Consider the following 20,271-nt stretch of genomic DNA (forward strand, 5'->3'; position numbering starts at 1 on the left):
GAAGCGGCCGGGCGTGGAGGCGTACAGGTCAACGGATTTTGCGCTTTTTGAGGTAGGCGGCCAAGTCGTCGTACTCGCCGGACTCGTTGGCGAACATGGCCACGTTGCGGGCCGTGGCGAACCAGCCGTCGGTGGACGGGCGGATCTCGCGGACGGCGTCGAGCATGTCCTGCTGGTTGATCATGCGGATGTCGCCGGTGGCGATGGAGTCGCGCATGGCGAACTCGGCTGCCGTCTCGCAGACGTGGGCCAGGTCGGCGCCCGAGTAGTGATCGGTGGCGTCGGCCACGCGGCCCAGGTCGATGCCGGCCACCGGGCGGTCGCGCAGGTGGTACTGGAGGATCGCGGCGCGGGCCGGCTTGTCCGGCGGCAGCACCAGGACCGTACGGTCGAGGCGGCCCGGGCGGCGCAGCGCCGAGTCGATGTCCCAGGGAGCGTTGGTGGCGGCCAGCACGAAGACGCCGTCGTTGTTGCCGTCGACCCCGTCGAGCTCGGTCAGCAGCTGGTTGACGACCGTGCGCATGGACGACGAGTTGAGCTGGCTGCGCTTGTGGCCCAGGGCGTCGATCTCGTCGAGGAACAGCACGCACGGGGCGTGGCCGCGGGCCGAGTCGAACAGGTCGTGCAGGTTGCGCTCGGAGCTGCCCACCCACATGTTCAGGACGTCGGTGATCGACAGGGAGATGAAGGAGGCGCCCATCTCGCCGGCCACCGCGCGGGCCAGGAAGGTCTTGCCGCAGCCGGGCGGGCCGTAGAGGAGCAGGCCGCCGCGCAGGCTCTTGCCGAACAGGCTGCGCAGCTTCGGGTTGCGCATGGGGCCCAGGAAGGAGATCTCGAGGCGCTTCTTGACCTCTTCCATGCCGCCGACGTCGGCCAGGGTGATCCGCGAGGTCTCGATGTCGAAGGCGCGGTCGGCGTGGCCTTGGACGGGGTCGGGTTCGCCGTCGGCGCGGGTGAAGCGCGGCGGCACGACGTCGCCGAACTCCTGCTCCATCGCGTCCCAGTCAACGGGGGCCGAAGGGGTGGGCGCCGGCGCGGAGGGGCTGAGGGCCGAACCCATCAGCTTCTGGGCGGTGGCGTTGCCGGGCTCGCGGGCCAGGACCTGGGCGGCGTGAGCGATCGCCTCTCCCCCGCGCCCGGCCGCCACCAGCAGCTCGGCCAGGTGCAGCCGCAACGGCAGGTCGTCCGGGCGGGCCTCCACGGCCGCTGTGAGGCTGTCGATCAAGGGGGAGTCGCTCATGACAACGAATTATGCCCGCACCGAAGAAGAGGCCGCCGGAGCTGGTGCCCCGGCGGCCTCGACCAACGAACTCAGAGTCAGCCTGGCCGGCGGAAGCCCGCGATGGGCATACGGTCGATCTCCGCCATCCGCACGTGATCCCCCGTGTGCGGAGCGTGGACCATCAGGCCGCCACCGATGTAGATGCCGACATGATGGAGGCTTCCCGGGAAGAAGAAGACAAGGTCACCCGGTTGCAACTCGTCCCGCGACACCGCCTTGCCCTCGCCCCACTGGTCTTTCGTGTAGTGGTCGAGGTGCACACCGACGCTGCCCCAGGCCTCCTGGGTCAGACCGGAGCAGTCGTACGTGTTCGGTCCAGCCGAACCGAAGACGTACGGCTTGCCGATCAGGTCGCACGCACGCTGAGCCGCACGTCCGCCTTTGTCATTGGTGTACGTGACCGGACAGGCACCCAACCGCAGGGGCCCGTCCGAGGCGTCCGCCGATCCGTACGCCTGGATCCGCAGTTTCTGCAGCGAGGTGATCTTCGTCTGGATCGCCTTCTTGCGCGTGGACAGGTCTTTGTCACGCGCGGCGACGGACTTGGTCACGACGTCCAGGTCGGCCTTGGTGGCGGTGAGCTTGTCGCGCAGCGCCGCCACGCCCTTGATCTGCTCCTGCTGATGACGGGCCAGCTGATCGAGATAGGTCAGCTTGTCGGTCAGCCCGGTCGGCGAGCCACTGATGATCATGGCGTTGAGGGCGTTGGGCGCACCCTGCTTGTACGCGTCGACGGCCAGGCCCTGCACCTGGGCCATCGCCAGGTCGACCTGCACCTGGAGCGGAGTGAGCTGGGCGGCGAGACTCTTCTGCCGAGCGCGGTTCTTGAGCAGCTGGTTGTGCACGTCGTTGTACTGCTCGATGACCGGCTCGAGTTCGTTCCACTGCTTGTCGATCTGAGCCTCGACCGTGGAGGGCGAGGGTGTGGCGTGCGCGACGGCTGGTCCGGTGACAACGACCCCGACCGCCGCGAGTGCGCAGACGAGTCCGCGCAGAACTGCGGCGCGACCGCGCGCCCCAATCCGTTTCACGTTGGGTGTGATGTCCTTTCTTCCCTCGAGCCGCCGACCGGGTTAGCTGACGGGTTCGGACGGGAAGACGCGTCCGGCCGCAAGACATCGCGGCTTCACCCCAACCACTCGGGTCCCCGGTTCGCGCACACGGCGATTAGGCGGTGGTCCGTCAGATCGGCCGGGTGGACGATGGGGGGCTGCCGAACCGGGGACCACCGTACTCCGGATCATGTGGAGAACTGAAGCCGCCGCGTACGGGAAACTGCTTGCTCAGGAAGGCATACGCAGAGTGACTAGAGCGGCCAATGATCCAGCGCACGATCGAGCCACGGCACGACCAGGATCACGGTGGGTAGTACCAGCAGACCGACGGCGGCAAGGGCGGCGGCCACGTTCAGGCCGACGGACACGGTGTGCGGCTTGGTCAGCCGATCCAGCCTTCGGCGCCTCGCGTCACCCGTCGGGTCGGCCCGCGCGTCCTCCGCCAGGGGGACGGCGTCGGACAACCGCTCGAGGGCGGCCCGCAGCGGCTCGGCTCCGGCTTTCCGCCGCGCCACGTCGTCCGAGATCATTTCCAACAGCAGATGTACGGCGTCGAGGGGCGCCCGGCTGCGCAACGGCCCCGGCACGGCGCGGTAGAACGCGGTGAAGGACTCCATCACCACCTCGTGCCGATGACGCAGATGGGTCTGCTCGTGGGCGAGGACGGCGTCGACCTGATCCCGGTCGAGCACCTGGAGCACGCCGTTGCTCAGCACCACGCGCGGCTCGCGGCCGGGCACGCAGTAGGCCAGGGGCAGCGCCCCGTCGAGCACCCGCAGGTTGTCGGGACCGAGCTCGCGGTGCTGCTCGGCCCGGTCGAGCAGGTCGACCAGCTCGCGATGGCGGGCGCGGCGCACGCGCGAGCGGCGGGTGACGCCGATCAGCGACACGACCAGCCGCAGGATGATGACGCCGGCCACGACCAGGGCGCCGATGAGGGCGGCCGCGGCGACCGGCTTGCCCGAACCGGCGGCCCGGGTCACCTCGTACGGCGCCGAGAGCACCACGCCGAGCGCGGACAGCACGGCGCTCAGCGTGATCGACTGCCAGAGCAGGACGGCCGCGGCCGGAGCCCGGTCGGGCCAGTGCGCACGCGCCAGCGGGCCCGGAACGACCAGCGACAGGGTCAGGCCGAGCGCGCCGAGCAGAAGCGCCGTCACCCCTCCGACCGCCCTGAAGAGGAACGGCAAGCCGTCATTTCTTCGTGGCGGCTTCGATTGCTGCTTTGAGGGCGTCGGGTGACAGCTGCCCCATGAAGTAGGCCAGCGCCGCGTCCTGGTCGCCGCTGGCGGTGAGCGCGTCGAGCATGAGCCCGGCGGTCATCTCCTCACGCGACTGCGCCGGCGCGTACTTGTAAGCACGGTCGTCGTTCTGCTGCACGACCACCCGCTTTTTCGTCAAGCGGCTGAGCACGGTCATCACGGTCGTGTAGGCCAGGTCGCGCTCCCGGAGGCGCTCGTGCACCTGCCGCACGGTGAGCGGCTCGCCCGCGTCCCACAACTGCCGCATGACCTCGCGTTCCAGGTCCCCGAGAGCCATGTATGCCATCTTACACAGGCCTACTGCGCACTGTCGTACTACGCGTCGTAGTATCTACTACGAGACGTCGTAGAGGGGGCATTCCCATGGACGTGCTGGACCTGACCCGGCTCCAGTTCGCGGTGGTGACGATCTATCACTACTTCTTCGTGCCGCTGTCGATCAGCCTGGCCGCGGCCGCCGCCGGCTTGCAGATCGCATGGCTGCGCACGAAGCGCTCTTCGTATTTGGACCTGACAAAATTCGTCGGAAAACTTCTCATTGTCACTTTTGCGGTAGGCGTCGTCACCGGCCTCGTCCAGGAGTTCCAGTTCGGCCTCGGGTGGAGCAGCTTCGCCAAGTTCTACGGCGACGTCTTCGGCCCGACCCTGGCCATCGAGGGGATGCTCGCGTTCTTCCTCGAGGCGACCTTCCTCGCGCTCTGGTATTTCGGGTGGGACCGCCTGCCCCGCCTCGTGCACACGGCCACGATCGTCATCGTCGCCATCGGCACCGTGCTGTCGGCCTTCATCATCCTGGCCGCCAATTCCTTCATGCAACATCCGGTGGCGTACGCGCTGGACCCGGTGACCGGGCGGGCGCGCCTGACGTCGTTCACCGAGCTGCTGCTCAACAAGGTCAACCTGGCCGCGTTCCCGCACACCCTGGCCGGCGCGATCATGGTCGGCGGCGCTCTGCTGCTGGCCCTGGGCGTGTGGCGGCTCGCGGCCGACGGCACCTTCCGCGTCCTGGCCCGGCTCGGCGCGTGGATGACGCTGGCCGGCGGGGCGATGACCGCGCTGACCGGCGACCACCTGGGCAAGGTCATGACCGAGGTGCAGCCGATGAAGATGGCCGCGGCCGAGGCGCTCTACGAGACCACCAAGGGCGCGCCGTTCTCGATCTTCACGCTCGGCTCGCCGTTCCCGGACTTCTCGCTCGACATCCCCTGGCTGCTCTCCATCCTGGCCAAGGGCGACCCCAACGCGACGGTGCAGGGCATCAACGACCTTCAGGCACAGTACGTCTCCCAGTACGGCCCTGGTTCGTACGTGCCCATGATCCCGGTGGCCTTCTGGTCGTTCCGCGTGATGATCGGCGCCGGCATGCTGGCGGCGGCCGTGGCGGCGTACTACCTCTGGCGTACGCGCAAGCACCGTGACGCCCCGCGCTGGCTGACCCGCTGGCTGCCGCTGATCCCGGTCCTGCCCGCGGTGGCCAACACCTTCGGCTGGATCTTCACCGAGACCGCCCGCCAGCCCTGGATCGCCTTCGGCATCTCGAAGGTCGCCGACGGCATCTCCCCCGGGCTGACCAGCTCCGAGGTGATCGCCTCGCTGGCCGGGTTCACGGTCGTCTACGGCATCCTCGCGGTCGTCTGGTTCCGCCTGGTCCGCCACCTCGCCCGGCAGCCGCTGGCCCCACCACCGGTCACCGTCGCCGAGACCGCCGAACCCGCACCCGTCTACTGAGGGACTGACATGATCACCTTCTGGTTCGCCGTCGTCGTGCTCGCCTGGGTGCTCTTCTTCGTGCTCGAGGGCTTCGACTTCGGGGTGGGCCTGCTCGGCCCGGTGCTCGGCCGCGACGACCACGAGCGCGGCGCCGCGGTCCGCACGATCGGCCCGTTCTGGGACGGCAACGAGGTCTGGCTGGTCGCGGCGATCGGCGTCACGTTCGCCGCGTTCCCGGCCTGGTATTCGGCCCTGCTCTCCGGACTCTACCTGCCGATGGTCGTCCTGCTGCTCCTGCTCGCCGTCCGCGGCGTCGCCCTCGAGTTCCGGGGCAAGGGCGACGGCCCGTCGTACCGCCGCCGCGCCGACATCGCCCTGGCGCTGAGCTCACTCGGCATCGTGCTGGTGTGGGGCGCGCTGCTGGCCACGTTCGTCCGCGGCCTGGCCCTCGGCGCCGACGGCTCGGTGACCGGCGGCGGCCTGTCCCGCACCCTGGGCCCGATCTGGTCACCGGCCGCTGCCTTGGGCGCGCTGGCCGCCCTGTTCGCCGCACTGATGCTGGGCGCCACGTTCCTCGGCCTGCGCACCAGCGGCCCCTTGCGCCATCGGGCCCGCACGCTGGCGCGGTGGCTGGGCTCGGGCGGTGCCGTCGCGCTTCTGGTCATCGGCTTCGGTACGGGTTCACGCCTGGCCCTGGCCGCCGCGGCCCTCAGCCTGCTTGCCGGCATGCTGGCCCGTTCCGGCCGCGAGGCCCTGGCCTTCGCCGTCACGGCCCTGTCGGTGGCCGGCGCCGTGGTCGCCGTCTTCACCACCCACGGCGACGTGGTCCTGCGCAGCACCCTCGACCCGCGGTGGTCCCTGACCCGCGACGCGGCCGCCGCCACACCCCAGGCCCTGGAACTGATCACCTGGGCCGGCGTCCTGATCCTCCCCGGCGTCATCGCCTACCAGGCCTTCTCCTACTGGGTCTTCCGCCGCCGCATCGCCAGCGAACGGGTCCCCTCATGACCACCGCCCTGCCTACGCCGCCACCCTCTCCCGCCTCCCCCACCTCGCCGCCCGCCTCACCCACGCCGCCGGCCCCGCCCGCGTCACCCGCGCCGCTGCTCGGCTCGACTGCGTCGCCTGCGTCCGGCGCGCCCTCAGTCCCTGCTACCGCCGCGCCGAAGCGGTCCGCGTCAGCCCGCGGGCCGCTGGATCCCCGGCTGGTGCGTCACGCCCGCACCAGCCGGGCCGGCATCGCCCTGCTCGCGCTGCTCGGCGCGGGCCAGGCCGCGGCGACGCTGACCGTCGCGGTAGCACTCACCCTGCTGGTGGCGGGCGACCACCGGTGGGCCACCGCCCTGCTCGCGGGCGCCTTCGCCGCGCGGGCCGCCTTCTCCTGGGGCGAGCAGCTCGTCGCCCAGCGGACCGCCGCCCGGGTCACCGACGAGCTGCGCCGCGCGATGCTCGCCGCGGTGCTGCGCCGCGGCCCGGCCTGGGTGGCGTCGTTCGGGGCGGGGCGGCTCACCGCCGTGCTGACCAACGGCCTAGACGCGCTGCGGCCGTGGTTCAGCGGCTACCTGCCGTCGCTCGTCCTCGGCGTCGCGCTGCCCCCGCTGGTCATCGTCACCATGGCCCTGGTCGACCCCGCGTCCGCGGTGGTCGCCCTGGTCACGCTGCCGCTGATCCCGGTGCTGGGCGCCCTGATCGGCTGGGCCACGCAGTCCCGCGCCCGGCAGCGCTGGCAGGCCGACGCCCGCCTGGCCGGCCACTTCCTCGACGTGGTGCGCGGCCTGCCCGCCCTGCGCGTCTTCGGCCGTGCCGAACGCCAGACCGAGGTGGTCGCCGACCTCACGGACAAGCACCGCTCGGCCACCTTGCGCGTGCTCCGCGTGGCTTTCCTGTCCTCAACCGCGCTCGACCTGGTCGGCACCCTCTCGGTGGGCCTGATCGCCGTCGAGGCCGGCCTCCGCGTGGCCGCAGGCAACATATCCCTCGGCCCGGCCCTCCTGGTCATCCTGCTGGCCCCCGAGGCGTACCGCCCCCTACGCGAGATGGCCGCCAAGTACCACGCCGCCACCGACGCCACCGCCGTAATCAACGACGTCGACGAGATCCTGACATCCACCCCACCCAACACCGCACCCGGCGCAACCCCCGCGGCGCCGGCAACCAGCGCACCCAGCCCTATCAGCCCTGCCGGACTTGCCAGCGCAATCAGCCCTGCCAGCGAAACCAGCCCTGCCGGACTTGCCAGCGGAACCAGCCCTGCCAGCGCAACCAGCCCAACCAGCCCAACCAGCCCCGCCAGCGCGAGCAGCGCGACCAGCCCCGCCAGCGCGAGCAGCGCGACCAGCCCCGCCAGCGCGAGCAGCGCGACCAGCCCCGCCAGCGCGAGCAGCGCGAGCAGCGCGGAAGCCTTCAGCTCTCCCCATGATCAACTTCTGGGTGAGCTTGGAGCGGAAGCTTCCGGGCTGGTCGGTGTGGGTGCTTTCGGCCTGCGGGTGCGCTACCCCGGGACGACACGGGACGCCCTGACCCTCGACGAGCTCACCGTGCGCGCCGGGGAGATCGTGGCTTTGCGCGGGCCGTCGGGCGCAGGCAAGACAACCGCGCTGCGGGTGCTCGCCGGTCTGCAGGCGCCGCAGGCGGGTGTGGCCGTCGCGGACAACGCGCACTATCTCCCGCAGCGGGTCACCCTGCCGCACGCCCGCACGGTGGCCGACCTCTTTCCGTCCGGATCGTCCGCTTCCGACATCAGCGACGCGCTGCGAACGGTAGGACTGGACCTGCCCGCCGACACTCCGCTGGGCGAGCGGGGCGCCGGGGTTTCCGCCGGCCAGCGGCACCGGCTGGCCTTGGCCGCACTGCTGCACCGGGCCGGCGCGGAGCCGGTCACCCTGCTCCTCGACGAGCCGACCGCCCACCTCGACGCCACCACCGAACAACTGGTCATCGACCGCCTCCGAACCGCCGCGCGCCTGGGCAGCGCCGTCCTCGTGGTCGCCCACCGCCCGGCCTTGCTCGCCGCCGCCGACCGCATCACCGACGTGACACCGCCGGCCGAGCACTCCCCCACCGCTTCTATCGCCACCGCTGCCATCACCGCCGGCCCCGCTCCAGCCGGCGCGGCTTCCGCCGGCGTTCCCACCGCCGCCACCCTCACCACCGCCGGATCCGCGCCGGCCCGCACCGCCGCCTCCGCCGGCACGTCTACCGTCACCGCCGTTGCTGCTTCAGCCATTGGCAGCGGGGCCGGCGACCCGGCGACGACCACACTGTCGGCCAATACGTCGCGGCGCGCCTCTGCCGGTGTGCGGGCGTGGGTGGCTGTCGTGTTGGGGAGTGGGTCTTCGCTGGCCGGGCTCGTGCTGACCGGGGCGGCTGCCTGGCTGTTGGTGCGGGCGTCGAGCCTGCCGCCGGTGCTTTCGCTGTCGACGGCTGTGGTGCTGGTTCGGGGCAGTGCGGTGACTCGGCCGCTGCTTCGGTATCTCGAGCGGCTCGTTGCGCATGATGTCGCGTTCGCCCGGCTCGGGGCGTGGCGGTCGCGGGTGTACGCGGCGCTGATTCCCCTGGTGCCCGGGCCCCGGCTGCGGCGGCGCGGGGATCTGCTGACCAAAGTTGTAGACGACGTGGACGCTCGGGTCGACGGGCTGTTGCGCGGGCGGCTGCCGGCCTGGGCCGCCCTGGCGACCATCGGCATCGCGTCAGGAGTGGCGCTGCTCCTCTCGCCGGCCGTCGCGGTGCCGCTCGCGGCCGGGCTGGTGATCGCCGGCGTGCCGGCGCCGATGGTTGCCGCCCGGCAGGCGACTCGCAGTGAGCTCGCTACCGGCGAAGCCCGCGCCCAGCTGCGCGACGCCATGGTGGAGACCGTGGACGGCATCGAGGAGCTGACCGGTTCGCAGACCGTTCCCGAGCGGCGCAGCCGTGAGCTCGCCCGGCTCGAGGAACAGTCGGCCCGCGCGGCCGGGTGGGCCGCTGCCCTGGGGCACCTCGGTTGGGGCATCACGGTCACCGGCACGGTGTACGCCCTCGGCGGCCTCAGCCACGAATGGGCCGCGGTTCTGCTGCTGTGCATGGTCGTCCTCGGCGAGCAGGTCATGACCCTCCCCGACGCCGCAGTGGCCCGCCGCCGCGCCGCCGGTGCCGAACAACGCCTCGCCACCCTGCTGGCCGAGCCACCGGCCGCCACATTCCCTCGCCACGGCCGCCCGATCGCCGGACCGCCAGCGCCTCAGCTTCCGCGAAGCCCTTCGAACGTGGGCGCGAACAAGGAGGGCAGCGGCACCGACGCGAGCCACCCGTCGGTAACAAGCATCGGCACGAGCGCGAAGGGCACGGGTGCCGACACAAGCGAGGAGGGCAACGGCGTCGACACAAGCACGAAGGGCAGCGACGCCGACACAACCGAGGAGGGCAGCGGCGTCGACACAAGCACGAAGGGCGGCGGCGCCAACACCAACGAGGGAGGCAGCAGCGTCCACACGAACGCGAAGGGCAGCGGCGTCCACACGAACGCAAAGGGCAGCAGCGCCGACACGAACGAGGAAGGCAGCGGCACCGAGAAGGGCAGCGGCACCGGCACAAACGCGAAGGGCAGCGACGCCGACACGAACGTGGAAGGCAGCGGCACCGAGAAGGGCGGCGGCACCGGCACGAGCGCGAAGGGCAATGGCGTCGGGAGGGGTGGGCCTCTCGGCGTACGTCTGCAAAGCATTGTCGCTGGTTGGGACCCTGACGGGGAGGCCGTGCTCGATGGGCTCGACCTCGACCTGGTGGCTGGAGCGCGGATTGCTGTGCTCGGGCGGTCGGGGGCGGGGAAGTCGACTCTGGCCGCGGTTGTCGGGCGGTTGCTCGATCCGCGGGCGGGGGCGCTGGCCCTGGGCGACGGGAGCGATCTGCGGGAGTTGCCCGAGGAGGTGGTGCGGGGGCGGATCGTGCTTGTCGGGGATGAGACCGACCATGTGTTCGCGTCCACCGTTCGGGAGAATCTGCGGCTGGCCCGGCCGGGTGCCACGGATGGGGAGCTGCGCGCAGTGCTGGAGCGGGTGCGGCTCGGGGAATGGCTTGACGGGCTCGCCGCTGGGCTTGACACGTGGCTGGGCAGTGGCGGAAGCACGATGTCGGGTGGGCAGGTTCGGCGGTTCGCGACCGCGCGGGCGCTGCTGGCCGAGCCGGGCCTGCTGATCCTCGACGAGCCGACCGAAGGCCTGGACGCGGATGTGGCCGAGGCTCTGATGGCGGACCTGCTGGCGGCCGGGCGGGGCCGGACCGTCCTGGTGCTGACGCACCGCACCGAAGGGCTCGACCTGGTCGACCGTGTGCTGATGCTGGAGGGCGGTGGGCTGACCGAGGTGAACGATCAAGCGGCCAGCAGCCGCAACGCTGTGGCGGCGGGGGTGCCGGGGGCGGCCATGTAGGTGATCAGGCGCTGGCCGCTGCCGTCGGCGGACTGGAGGACCTCGAAGTCCAGGTCGAGGTCGCCTACGACCGGGTGGTGCAGGAGCTTGCGCCCGGTGACGCACTCGGCGATGGGGTGGTGGGCCCAGATCTCGGCGAACTCGGTGCTGTTGATGCACAGGTCGCCGATCAGCTCGGCCAGCGCGCGGTCGCCGGGGGTGCGGCCGGCCACCAGGCGGAGGGAGGCGACGGCGCGGCAGGCCTCGGTGTGCCAGTCGCGGTACAGGTCGCGGGTGTGCGGGTCCAGGAAGAGCTGGCGGGCGAGGTTCACGCCGGGCGTGGTCTCGTGGAAGGCCAGCAGGGCACGGCCGAGGGGGTTCCAGGCCAGCACGGTGGTGCGCCGATCGACCAGGACGGCCGGAAGGCCGGGCATGCCGTCCAGCAGCCGCACCAGAGTGGGCCGCGCGGTCTCGGCCGGCCCGACGGCGGAGCGGGCCGGGCGGGCCAGATCGTAAAGGTGGGAGCGCTCGTCCGCGGACAGCCGCAAGGCGCGGGCCAGGGCGTCGATCACCGAGGTGGACGCGTTGTGGCTCTGGCCCTGTTCGAGGCGCATGTAGTACGTGTGGCTGACGCCGGCCAGCTGGGCGAGCTCCTCGCGCCGGAGCCCGGGCACGCGCCTGGCCCCGTACGAGATGAGCCCGGCCTCGGTTGGGGTGAGGCGGGCGCGGCGGGTTCGCAGGAAGGCCCCGAGTTCGTTCACCGGATCATCGTTGCTCGGCGGCGCGGCGGCTGCCTATCCCTGTGAGTGCTACGCAACAGCGGGTTCTGGTTGCTTCGTGCACGAACGAACATCGTCAACGCTTATGACGAACAGAAAGCGCGCGGCGATGGCCGTGCTGCTGACCGCCGGCTTCACGCTCGCGGTCGACTTCTCCATCCTCAACGTGGCCCTGCCGGCGATCGGGCACGACGTCGGGCTTTCGGTCGGTGGCCTGCAGTGGGTGACGACGGCGTTCGCGCTCTGCGCGGCCGGGTTCACGCTGCTCTTCGGGCGGGTCGCCGACCTGGCCGGCCGGCGGCGCATGTTCCTGATCGGCATGGCGGCGCTCGGCGTCTCGTCGCTCGCGGGCGGTCTCGCGCAGTCGGCCGAGGTGCTGCTCTCGGCCCGGGTCGTGCAGGGCCTGGCCACGGCCGCGGTGACCCCGGCCGCCCTCGCGCTGCTCACCACGCTCTTCCCCGCCGGTCCGGCCCGCGACAGGGCTCTCGGGCTCAACGGCGCGCTGATGGCCGCCGGCTTCACCACCGGCGCCGTGCTCGGCGGCGTGCTGACCGGCTTGCTAAGCTGGCGTTACGCGTTCTTCCTGAACGTCGCGGTCGCCGCGGTGGCCCTTCTGGTCGCGCCGGTTCTGCTTGATTCCGATGTACGTCACCAGGAGCGCCGCCGCATCGACGTGCCCGGTGCGATCGCCGTGACCGGCGGGCTGCTCGCGCTTGTGTACGGGTGGGTGCTCGTCGGCGTACTTCTGCTCGGAATTTTTTGGTTGATTGAAAAGCGTGTGGCGGAGCCACTGGTGCCGGTGAGGGTGCTGCGGTCGAGGGGTGTCGGCTGGGGGAATCTGGCCGGGCTGCTGGCTTTCGCGACCGAGACGTCGCTGGTGTTCGTGCTGACGCTCTATCTGCAGGACGTGCTCGGCTATTCGCCGTTGCGGGCCGGGCTGTCGTTCGCCGTCCTCGGCGTGGGCACCGTGATGGGCGGAATCGTCGCACCGCGCATCATCGCGCATGCAGGCGCGCGCGGTGCGCTCATCGGCGGTCTCGTCGTGCAGGCGGCGGCGACCCTTCCGCTGGTGCTGCTCGGCCCGGAGCGGCAGTGGCTGCTGGCGCTGACCTTCGTGGGCGGGGCCGCGAACCTGGTCGCGATCGTCGCCTTCATGGTCACCGTGACGAACGCGCTGCCCGCCGCCGATCAGGGCCTGGCGACCGGGCTGGCGACGATGAGCCAGCAGATCGGCATCACGGTCGGCACGCCCGTCATGTCGGCCGTGCTCGCCCACGGCGACACCGCGTCGGCGATAACCGTCAATGCGCTCGTGGCGCTGGCCGCCGGCGTACTCGTCAATGCTTTAGTGCCTCCTGCAAAAAGCGCAGTTGCGGTGTGAGCAGGTCGACGTCGGACGCCATGTGACTGGCGCCCGGCAGCGGAAGCACGGTGTGCGGCTTCCCCGCGGCCAGCAGCGCCGCGGAGAAGCGCATCGTGTGCACCGGGTAGACGTTGTCGTCGGCCAGGCCGTGGATCAGCATCAGCGGCCGTTCGAGCTTCGCGGCATCTCTGAGGACCGAGGCGTTCTCGTACGGGCGGGGATCGATCCGCGGATCACCGAGATAGCGCTCCTGCCAATGCGTGTCGTAGAGGAACTCGTCGGTCACCGGCGCGCCCGCGACGGCGGCGTGGAAGACGTCCGGGCGGCGCAGCACGGCCAGCGCGGCCAGGGTGCCGCCGGCCGACCAGCCGCGGATGCCCACCCGCCCGAGGTCGAGCTCCGGGTAGAGCGCGGCCACCGTGTGCAGGGCGTCGACCTGGTCCTCGACCAGCTTGTCGGAGTTGTCGCCGTGGGCTTCCTTCTCCCAGCGCGGCCCCCGCCCGGGCGTGCCGCGCCCGTCGGCGACGATGACGGCGAACCCCTGGTCGGCGAACCACTGCGAGACGTAGTAGCTGCCCCGGTCGGCGACGGCCCGCTGCATGGCCGTGCCGCCGTAGGGGTCCATCAGGACCGGCAGGCGCTCGCCGCGCTGCCACACGGCGGGAAACAGGACGGCCGTGCGCAACTCGCGCTTTCCGGCGCGAAGCAGAGACACTTTGGGTACGACGGGTGAGCTGGCCGCCAGATCAGTGATGATCCGGGAGCCGAATCGCGTGTCCTCCCCGTCGAGCCGGTAGGACCGGATCACGGTGCTGCCGCCGGAACGGCTGCCGGTGTGCACGCCCTTGGCGGTGGTGACCTGGTGGAGGCCGCCGGCCCGCGACCAGGTCCAGAGGTGCTGCTCGGTGGGTTCCTCGGTCGCGGCGAACAAGATGGTGTCCCCGTCGACCGACAGCAGCTCGGCGACCTGCAGCCCCGGCGGCGTGACCGGCTCACCGGCCACGGCCAGGTGGCGGGTGTCGTCGCGGTCCGCGATCCAGATCAGCTCGCCGCCGGCCGTCCGCTTCGGCACACCCGGCACGATCGGCGTCCAGGCGTCGTCGGTCATCTCGGCGATGGCCGCGGTCGCGCCCGTCGCCGGGTCGACCTCGAGCACGCGCATGACGGTTTGTGGCCGGTTCTGCACGACCGCGAGCAATCCGTGCGCGTCCCACACGACATCGACCAGATACTCGTACTCGGCCCGCACCGCCGTCGCGCCGCCCGATTTATCGTAAATATGGAGAGATACCACGGCGTTATTGGTGCCGGCGCGCGGGTAGCGGTGGCTGGTCGGCGGCTCCTGCGGGTTGCTCGGATCGCTCAGATACCAGATCTCGACGGGCTCGTTGTCCACACGCGCCACCGCGAGGCGGCTGCTGTCCGGCGCCCACCAGAAGCCGCGCATCCGCTCCATCGACTCGCCGGCCACGTGCTCGGCCAGCCCGTACGTCACGTCGGCCTTCTCCGGGGTCGCGACGGCACGGTCCCCGGTGCCGTCCGTGCCGACGATCCGGAGCTCCCCCTCATGCACGTACGCGACGGCCGTACCGTCCGGGCTGATCGTCGCGTCCTCGACCGGCGCCCGCGCCGGAAGGGCGGTCACCGCACCGCTGTCGACGTCCACAATGAACAGTTGCTGGTCGGCGGTGAACGCCACCCGCCGTACGGCCTGATCGGCGCTGTAGTCCGAGATCCCGGCCGACCGGTCACGCGCCCGCTCCCGCCGGGCCCGCTCCTGCGCCGACAGCGCCTTGCCGGCGGGCGCGGCCGGATCGGCGAGGAGCCGCTCGTCCCCGCGGTCGAGGTCGAGGCTCCACAGCCGCAGAACCGGGTCTTCCCCACCGAGGCTGCGCAGAAAGAGCACGCGCTTCCCGTCGGGCCCGACGGTGAACCGCCGCGGCCGCCCAAGGCCGAACCCTTGCGTGCGCCCCACCAGCCGCGGAAAAGAGACAAGCATGCCGCCAGTCTTACCGCACCGCGCCCAAGCCCGCGCCCCCGACACGACCGCAGCCCACCACCCGCGGCCCTCACCCTTCCACCACCCGACCGTTTCGTCGCACCACGTCCATTTAGTCGCGCGCGAAAGCCCAAACGCGCAATCCCACACACTCCCCGACACACAAACGCGCAGAGCAGGCATCGCCACCGCACAGCACGACCGCCGTCGCACACAACCAGCGCCCGTCGCGGCGCACAGCTCGCGCCGCCACCGCAGAGCACGAGAGCCGCCGCCGCGCACAGCTCGCGACGCCACCGCACAGCACGAGAGCCGCCGCGCAGAACAATCATCGCCACCGCACACAACGAGCGCCGCCTCGCGCAGGACGAGCGCCCTCGCGCACAACTAGCGCCGCCGCCGCGCAAACAGTCATCGCTACCGAGCACAAACGAGCGCCGCCGCGCACAACAAGGGCCGCGGCCGGGCAGCACAATCATCGCCGCCGCGCCAAGCAAACATCGCCGCCGCGCACAGCGAGCTCCAGCGCACAGCGAGCTCCAGCGCACAGCGAGCGTCGCCGCCACGAGCGAGCGTCGCCGCCGCGAAGTGGATATCGCTGCCACGAGCGAGCGCCGCCGCCGCCACGGAGTGGACATCGCCGCCACGAGCGAGCGCCACCGCCGCCACGGAGTGGACATCGCCGCCACGAGCGAGCGCCACCGCCACCGAGTGGACGTCGCCACCGCGGAGGGAGCGACGCCGGCGCGCGGGACGGGCCTCGCGGCGGCGCGCCGAACCCGCGTCCCGGACGCCGCACGCATTGCTGTCGCGGGCGCGGGACGTGCCAGCGCTGACAACCGCGAGTGGGCATTTTCGCGAGCAAACCTGCGAAGTTGGGTGCGAACGTGCAGCGCGGAGTGCGCGAACGTGCAGAAGTGGTCAGTCCAGGCGTTCGATGATGGTGGCGTTGGCGGTGCCGCCGGCCTCGCACATCGTCTGCAAGCCGTAGCGGCCGCCCGTGCGTTCCAAGGTGTTCAGCAACGTGGTGGCCAGGCGGGCGCCGCTCGCGCCCAGCGGGTGGCCGATGGCCAGGGCGCCGCCGTCCACATTGACCTTTGCCGGGTCGGCGCCGGTTTCGGCCTGCCAGGCCAAGACCACCGAGGCGAAGGCTTCGTTCACCTCGTACGCGTCGATGTCGCTCATGGTCAGGCCCGCCCGGGCGAGGACCTTCGCGGTGGCGGGGATGATGCCGGTCAGCATGAGGATCGGGTCGTCGCCCACGGCGGTGGCGGTGTGGACGCGGGCCCGGGGGCGCCAGCCGTGGCGGGCCGCGATCTCGCTGGTGGTGAGCAGGAGGGCGGCCGCGCCGTCGTTGACGGGGCTCGAGTTTCCGGCCGTGACCTTCCAGTCGATGGCGCCGAAACGCTGCTCCCACCGCGGGTCGGCGAAGGCGGGACGCAGGCCGGCCAACGTCTCGACACTGCTGCCGGGACGGATCGTCTCATCGATCGCGAGGCCGCCGGAGAGACCAGCGGGGAGGTCGGCGGCGAGGCCGGCGGGAAGGCCGGCGGGGAGGCCGGCGAGGCCGGCGGAGAGCCTGGCGGCAAGGCCGGCGGCGAGGTCGGCGGAGAGGTCGATGTCGGCGCCGGAAGGGCCGAGGCGGGTGATCTGGGTGTCGAACCAGCCGTTGCGCCACGCCGCGGCGGCGCGCTGGTGGCTGGTGGCGGCGAAGTCGTCGAGCTGGGTGCGGGAGAACGCCCACTTGCGGGCGATCAGCTCGGCGCTCACCCCCTGGGGGATCAACGGCCCGTAGCGCTTCTCGACCGCCGGCCCGCCCACGAACGCGCGGGTGCCGTCGACGTACGCCGGACTGCCGATCGGGACCCGGGACATGGACTCGGCGCCGGAGGCGATGACCATGTCGTACGCGCCGGAGATCAGGCCCTGGGCGGCGAAGCTGAGCGCCTGCTGGCTGCTGCCGCACTGCCGGTCGACGGTCACGCCGGGCACCGACTCGGGGAAGCCGGCGGCCAGCAGGGCCAGGCGGGCCGGGTTGGTGCTCTGCTCGCCGACCTGGCCGACCGTGCCGCCGATGACGTCGTCGAGTTCGGCCGGGTCGAGGCCGGGGTTGCGGTTGAGCAGCGCCCTGAGCACGTGGGCGTGCAGGTCGATCGGATGGATGTCGTGGTAGGCGCCGCCTGGTTTGCCCTTGGCGACCGGGGTGCGCACCGCGTCGACGATGACGGCGTCTCGCATGGCCTCGTCCTTCCGTCAAAATTACGGACCGATCGGTCCGATCGTGGCCCGTCGAGGCGTACGGCGTCAATGCTTTGGATAGGCTTGTTCCTCATGGCACGAACGGAAGATCCCTCGGGGCGGCAGCGGATCCTGGCGGTCGCGGCCGAGCTCTTCTACGTGCGCGGGGTGCGCGCCGTCGGCATGGCCGAGGTGATCCAGGCGGCCGGCTGCGGCAAGAACATGCTCTACCGCCACTTCCCCGGCAAATCGGCCCTCGTGGCGGCCTATCTCGGGCGGGCACGGGAGGAGCGCGAGGCCGCGACCTCGGCCGCCCTGACGGGCGAGCCTCGGGAGCAGCTGGTCGCGCTGGTCACCGAGGTGGCTTATCGGGTACGCGGGAGCGCGTACCGCGGATGCGCGTTCCGCAAATACCTGGCCGAGTTCCCGTCCCCCGGCGACGATGACGAGGCGACTGCCGTGGCCCGCGCGTATCTGCGCGACACCCGGGCGCAGGTGAGCGAGCTGGTCGCCGCCGCCGGCGGGCCGCCGCAGCTGGGCGACCGCCTCTGGCTGCTCATCGACAGTCTCTACAGCGGCACCGGCCCCGATCCGTCGGTGGCGGTCGAGTGGGCCCGCGAGCTGGTCGCCGCCGGCCGTCCTGACTAGCGGGACGCCGGTCGTTGCGCCGGCAGCCGTACGCCGGTGACCTGGCTGGGCGGGCGGATCGCGGTCACTGTCGCGTAGCCCTCGGCCAGCAACGCCGTGTCGGACCCCGGAATCAGCGGCTCGCCGGTCTTCTCGATGGCCGTGCGGACGAAGCCCTCGCCGCTCTCCGCGAGCGCCATCTGCGCCTGCCCGAACGGCGCCAAGGTGGCCTCCCGCAGGCCTTTCACGTCCGCGACCGGGCGATCCGGCACGTTCAGATTGAGGACGGTGCCGGGTGGCGCGTCCGCGAGCCACTCGAGCAGATCGGCCGCCATGCGGGCCGCGGTGTCCCAGTGCAGCACCGCGTCGTCCGGCACCACCAGGACCGCTCCCCCGCTGGCCGTCGCGTCGACCTCCGACGGGTTCAGCACGTCCAGCGACACGGCCATCGCGCGCACCCCGTCGTTGGCCGCGGTCAGGACCGCGCCGACCGTGCCGGAGTGCAGGACCGCGCCGCCCGCGTTCGCGCCGCGATTCGGGCCGGACAGCACGATGTCGAACGGCGAACCGAAAACCCCCAGACCCGCCAGGACCACGATGTACGCGGGTGAGGCCGTCACCCCGTACGCGATGAGCCCCTCCCAATCGCGTTTCTCCACGACGATCCGGCCCTCCGAGGTGACGGCGGTCAGCGCCGCGCTCATCCCGCTGGCCTCCTCCCGCGGGGCGGCCACGACCACCTCGTAGCCGGCGTCGCGGGCGGCCAGGGCCAGCGCGCGCAGACCGGGCGCGTCGATGCCGTCGTCGTTGGTGACCAGGATCCGGGCCGTCATGCCGGCTTCTCTTACCCCGCGGAAAGCGGGTCAAGCAGCCGCGGCCGCAGCCAGCATCTCCGGTGGCATCGGGCGGCCGAAGTGGTAGCCCTGCAACAGATCGAAGCCGGCCTCGGTCAGGACGTCGGCGGTCGGCTGGTCCTCGACGCCCTCGGCCACCAGGGTCAGCTCGAGCCCCTGGGCCATCCGGGCCACGGCGTCCACAATGGCCCGTTCGCGCGGATCGTGGACGCGGTGCACGAAAGACTGGTCCAGTTTCAGCTCGTCCAGCGGCAGCCGGGTCAGCAGGGCCAGCGACGTGTACCCCGTCCCGAAGTCGTCCATGGCCACGCGCACGCCGAGCTCGCGGATCCGGCGCAGCCGCTCGGCGCCGCGCTCGGGCCGGGTCATGACCGCGCTCTCGGTCACCTCGACGATGAGCGCGTGCGAGGGCAGGCCGTGCTGGGCGAGCAGGCCGGCGATGACCTCGACGATCCGGTCCTGGGCGAGCACGGGCGCGGGCAGGTTGACCGCCACCGGCACCCGCCAGCCCTCCCGGTGCCAGCAGGCGGCCTGGCGGATGGCGTCGCTGAGGATGCGGTCGGTCATGGCGGTGATGACGTCGGAGCGTTCGGCGGCCGGCACGAAAAGGCCCGGCAGCAGCAGCCCTTGCCGCGGGTGACGCCAGCGGACCAGCGCCTCCAGCGAGCGGACGGCGCCGGTGCGGGCGTCCACGAGCGGCTGGTAATGCAGCTCCAGCTGGCCCTGGTCGATCGCCGTGCGCAGCTCGGACTGCAGCCGCAGGTCGGTGACGCTCTCGGCGGCCAGCTCGGGACGCCAGTGCTCGACTGTGGTGCGGTGGCGTTTGGCCGCGTACATCGCCGAGTCGGCGCCGGCCAGCAGGTCGCCGAGGTCGAGGCAGCCGGCCGCGATGCCCAGCGAGGCCTCGGCGGTGATCGGCACACCGGCCACCGGAAAGGGGCCCTGAATGTCCCGGAGAAGACGACGGCCGACTTCTTCGAGGTACGTGCCGGAGCCGTCCCCCAGGTCGTCGAGGAGCAGGACGAACTCGTCGCCACCGAGCCGGAACGCGCCGGCGTGGCCGGGAAAGGCGCTCAGCTCGTCGGCCACCTGGCGCAGCAACTGGTCGCCACGGGCGTGCCCGAGCGAGTCGTTGATCTCCTTGAACCGGTCGAGGTCGATGAGCAGCAGCGCGATCGGCTTCTCGGCGGCCAGCAGCGCGCCGGCGACCTCGCCGAGCAGGCGGCGGTTGCCGAGCCCGGTGAGCGCGTCGTGCAGGGCGAGCGTCTCGTAACGGCGGCTCAAGTGCTCGATGAGCGGCCCGGCCGGCGCGAGGCCGACGGCGCCGCCGGGAAGGTCGACGACGACCGGGGCGGCCTTGTCGGCGCCGGGCCGGGCCAGGCAGGCGCGGGCGGCGTCGTCGAGGGCGGCGCCGGCGGGCAGGACGAGGGCCGGCTCCTTGAGGATGCGGCGCACGGGACGGTGGAAGAGAAGCGCACGGCCGTAGCCGAGCCGTCCCGCGAAGATGGTCTCCAGGTAGGGCCGGTCGAGAACGTGCAGCCGCCCCGCGTCGGAGGCGACGATGCCGAGGGATTCGGGGTCGGCGCGCAGAAGCGCCTCGATCACCCCGATCTCGGCGTCCGCGTCGACAACCGTCACCGGCGTGGCAAGATCGCCGACCACCGGCGCGTCCGTCATCGGCACCCTCCCCCAACCCGACGGCGAGCGTACGCCGGGCGGCG

14 protein-coding genes and 1 riboswitch are annotated in these 20,271 nt (G+C 71.9%); of the genes, 5 read left to right on the forward strand and 9 right to left on the reverse strand.

Features of this window, described 5'->3' with window-relative positions; genetic code table 11:
• Nucleotides 1-28: 28 nt before the first annotated feature.
• The 4 genes from CRP55_RS22355 to CRP55_RS22370 all read right to left on the reverse strand — a co-directional run bounded on the left by CRP55_RS22355 (nt 29) and on the right by CRP55_RS22370 (nt 3,876).
• Nucleotides 29-1,240 (reverse strand): AAA family ATPase, encoded by a 1,212-nt coding sequence (locus CRP55_RS22355; protein WP_097322058.1) that lies wholly within the window; start codon nt 1,238-1,240, stop codon nt 29-31.
• A 77-nt stretch (nt 1,241-1,317) separates the two neighbouring features.
• Nucleotides 1,318-2,313, reverse strand: a complete 996-nt coding sequence (locus tag CRP55_RS22360) for a C40 family peptidase (protein ID WP_097322059.1) — start codon at nt 2,311-2,313, stop codon at nt 1,318-1,320.
• A gap of 15 nt (nt 2,314-2,328) precedes the next feature.
• Nucleotides 2,329-2,466, reverse strand: a riboswitch (cyclic di-AMP (ydaO/yuaA leader).
• A gap of 122 nt (nt 2,467-2,588) precedes the next feature.
• A complete protein-coding gene (locus tag CRP55_RS22365; protein WP_097322117.1) occupies nt 2,589-3,497 on the reverse strand; it encodes a M56 family metallopeptidase in 909 nt (302 codons plus the stop codon).
• A gap of 34 nt (nt 3,498-3,531) precedes the next feature.
• A complete protein-coding gene (locus tag CRP55_RS22370) occupies nt 3,532-3,876 on the reverse strand; it encodes a BlaI/MecI/CopY family transcriptional regulator (protein ID WP_097322060.1) in 345 nt (114 codons plus the stop codon).
• An 86-nt stretch (nt 3,877-3,962) separates the two neighbouring features.
• Here CRP55_RS22370 and CRP55_RS22375 point away from each other — a divergent pair, with 86 nt between their 5' ends.
• Genes CRP55_RS22375 through CRP55_RS22385 form a run of 3 tightly spaced genes read left to right on the forward strand, consistent with a single transcriptional unit; the run spans nt 3,963 to nt 10,711 of the window.
• Nucleotides 3,963-5,327: a cytochrome ubiquinol oxidase subunit I gene (locus CRP55_RS22375; RefSeq protein ID WP_097322061.1), complete on the forward strand. Its 1,365-nt coding sequence runs from the start codon at nt 3,963-3,965 to the stop codon at nt 5,325-5,327.
• A 9-nt stretch (nt 5,328-5,336) separates the two neighbouring features.
• Nucleotides 5,337-6,317, forward strand: coding sequence for a cytochrome d ubiquinol oxidase subunit II (gene cydB / locus CRP55_RS22380; RefSeq protein ID WP_097322062.1), 981 nt, complete (start codon nt 5,337-5,339; stop codon nt 6,315-6,317).
• A complete protein-coding gene (locus tag CRP55_RS22385; RefSeq protein WP_438865806.1) occupies nt 6,314-10,711 on the forward strand; it encodes a thiol reductant ABC exporter subunit CydD/CydC in 4,398 nt (1,465 codons plus the stop codon). The genes cydB and CRP55_RS22385 overlap by 4 nt, the downstream gene beginning before the upstream one ends.
• On the opposite strand, the gene CRP55_RS22390 is transcribed toward CRP55_RS22385, so the two are convergent.
• Nucleotides 10,654-11,451, reverse strand: coding sequence for a helix-turn-helix domain-containing protein (locus tag CRP55_RS22390; protein WP_097322063.1), 798 nt, complete (start codon nt 11,449-11,451; stop codon nt 10,654-10,656). The two genes, CRP55_RS22385 and CRP55_RS22390, sit on opposite strands and share 58 nt — an antisense overlap.
• Before the next feature lie 10 nt (nt 11,452-11,461).
• Here CRP55_RS22390 and CRP55_RS22395 point away from each other — a divergent pair, with 10 nt between their 5' ends.
• Nucleotides 11,462-12,850: an MFS transporter gene (locus tag CRP55_RS22395; protein ID WP_218854670.1), complete on the forward strand. Its 1,389-nt coding sequence runs from the start codon at nt 11,462-11,464 to the stop codon at nt 12,848-12,850.
• Here the strand turns inward: CRP55_RS22395 and CRP55_RS22400 are convergent.
• Nucleotides 12,807-14,831 carry a S9 family peptidase gene (locus CRP55_RS22400; RefSeq protein WP_097322065.1) on the reverse strand — a complete coding sequence of 675 codons (2,025 nt, stop codon included), beginning with the start codon at nt 14,829-14,831 and terminating at the stop codon, nt 12,807-12,809. The genes CRP55_RS22395 and CRP55_RS22400 overlap by 44 nt on opposite strands.
• Nucleotides 14,832-15,752: 921 nt before the next feature.
• Nucleotides 15,753-17,069 carry a thiolase family protein gene (locus CRP55_RS54830; protein WP_097322066.1) on the reverse strand — a complete coding sequence of 439 codons (1,317 nt, stop codon included), beginning with the start codon at nt 17,067-17,069 and terminating at the stop codon, nt 15,753-15,755.
• 93 nt (nt 17,070-17,162) lie between these two features.
• Between CRP55_RS54830 and CRP55_RS22410 the strand changes: the two genes are divergently transcribed.
• On the forward strand, nt 17,163-17,717 hold the full coding sequence (locus tag CRP55_RS22410; protein WP_097322067.1) for a TetR/AcrR family transcriptional regulator: 555 nt from the start codon (nt 17,163-17,165) through the stop codon (nt 17,715-17,717).
• Here the strand turns inward: CRP55_RS22410 and surE are convergent.
• Nucleotides 17,714-18,529, reverse strand: coding sequence for a 5'/3'-nucleotidase SurE (surE, locus tag CRP55_RS22415; protein ID WP_097322068.1), 816 nt, complete (start codon nt 18,527-18,529; stop codon nt 17,714-17,716). The genes CRP55_RS22410 and surE overlap by 4 nt on opposite strands.
• Nucleotides 18,530-18,559: 30 nt before the next feature.
• Entirely contained in the window at nt 18,560-20,227 is a 1,668-nt protein-coding gene (locus CRP55_RS22420; protein ID WP_245923296.1) for a putative bifunctional diguanylate cyclase/phosphodiesterase, read from the reverse strand.
• Between the last annotated feature and the right edge of the window lie 44 nt (nt 20,228-20,271).

Origin of the sequence: Paractinoplanes atraurantiacus, from assembly GCF_900215205.1 — a bacterium.
GTDB lineage: Bacteria > Actinomycetota > Actinomycetes > Mycobacteriales > Micromonosporaceae > Actinoplanes > Actinoplanes atraurantiacus.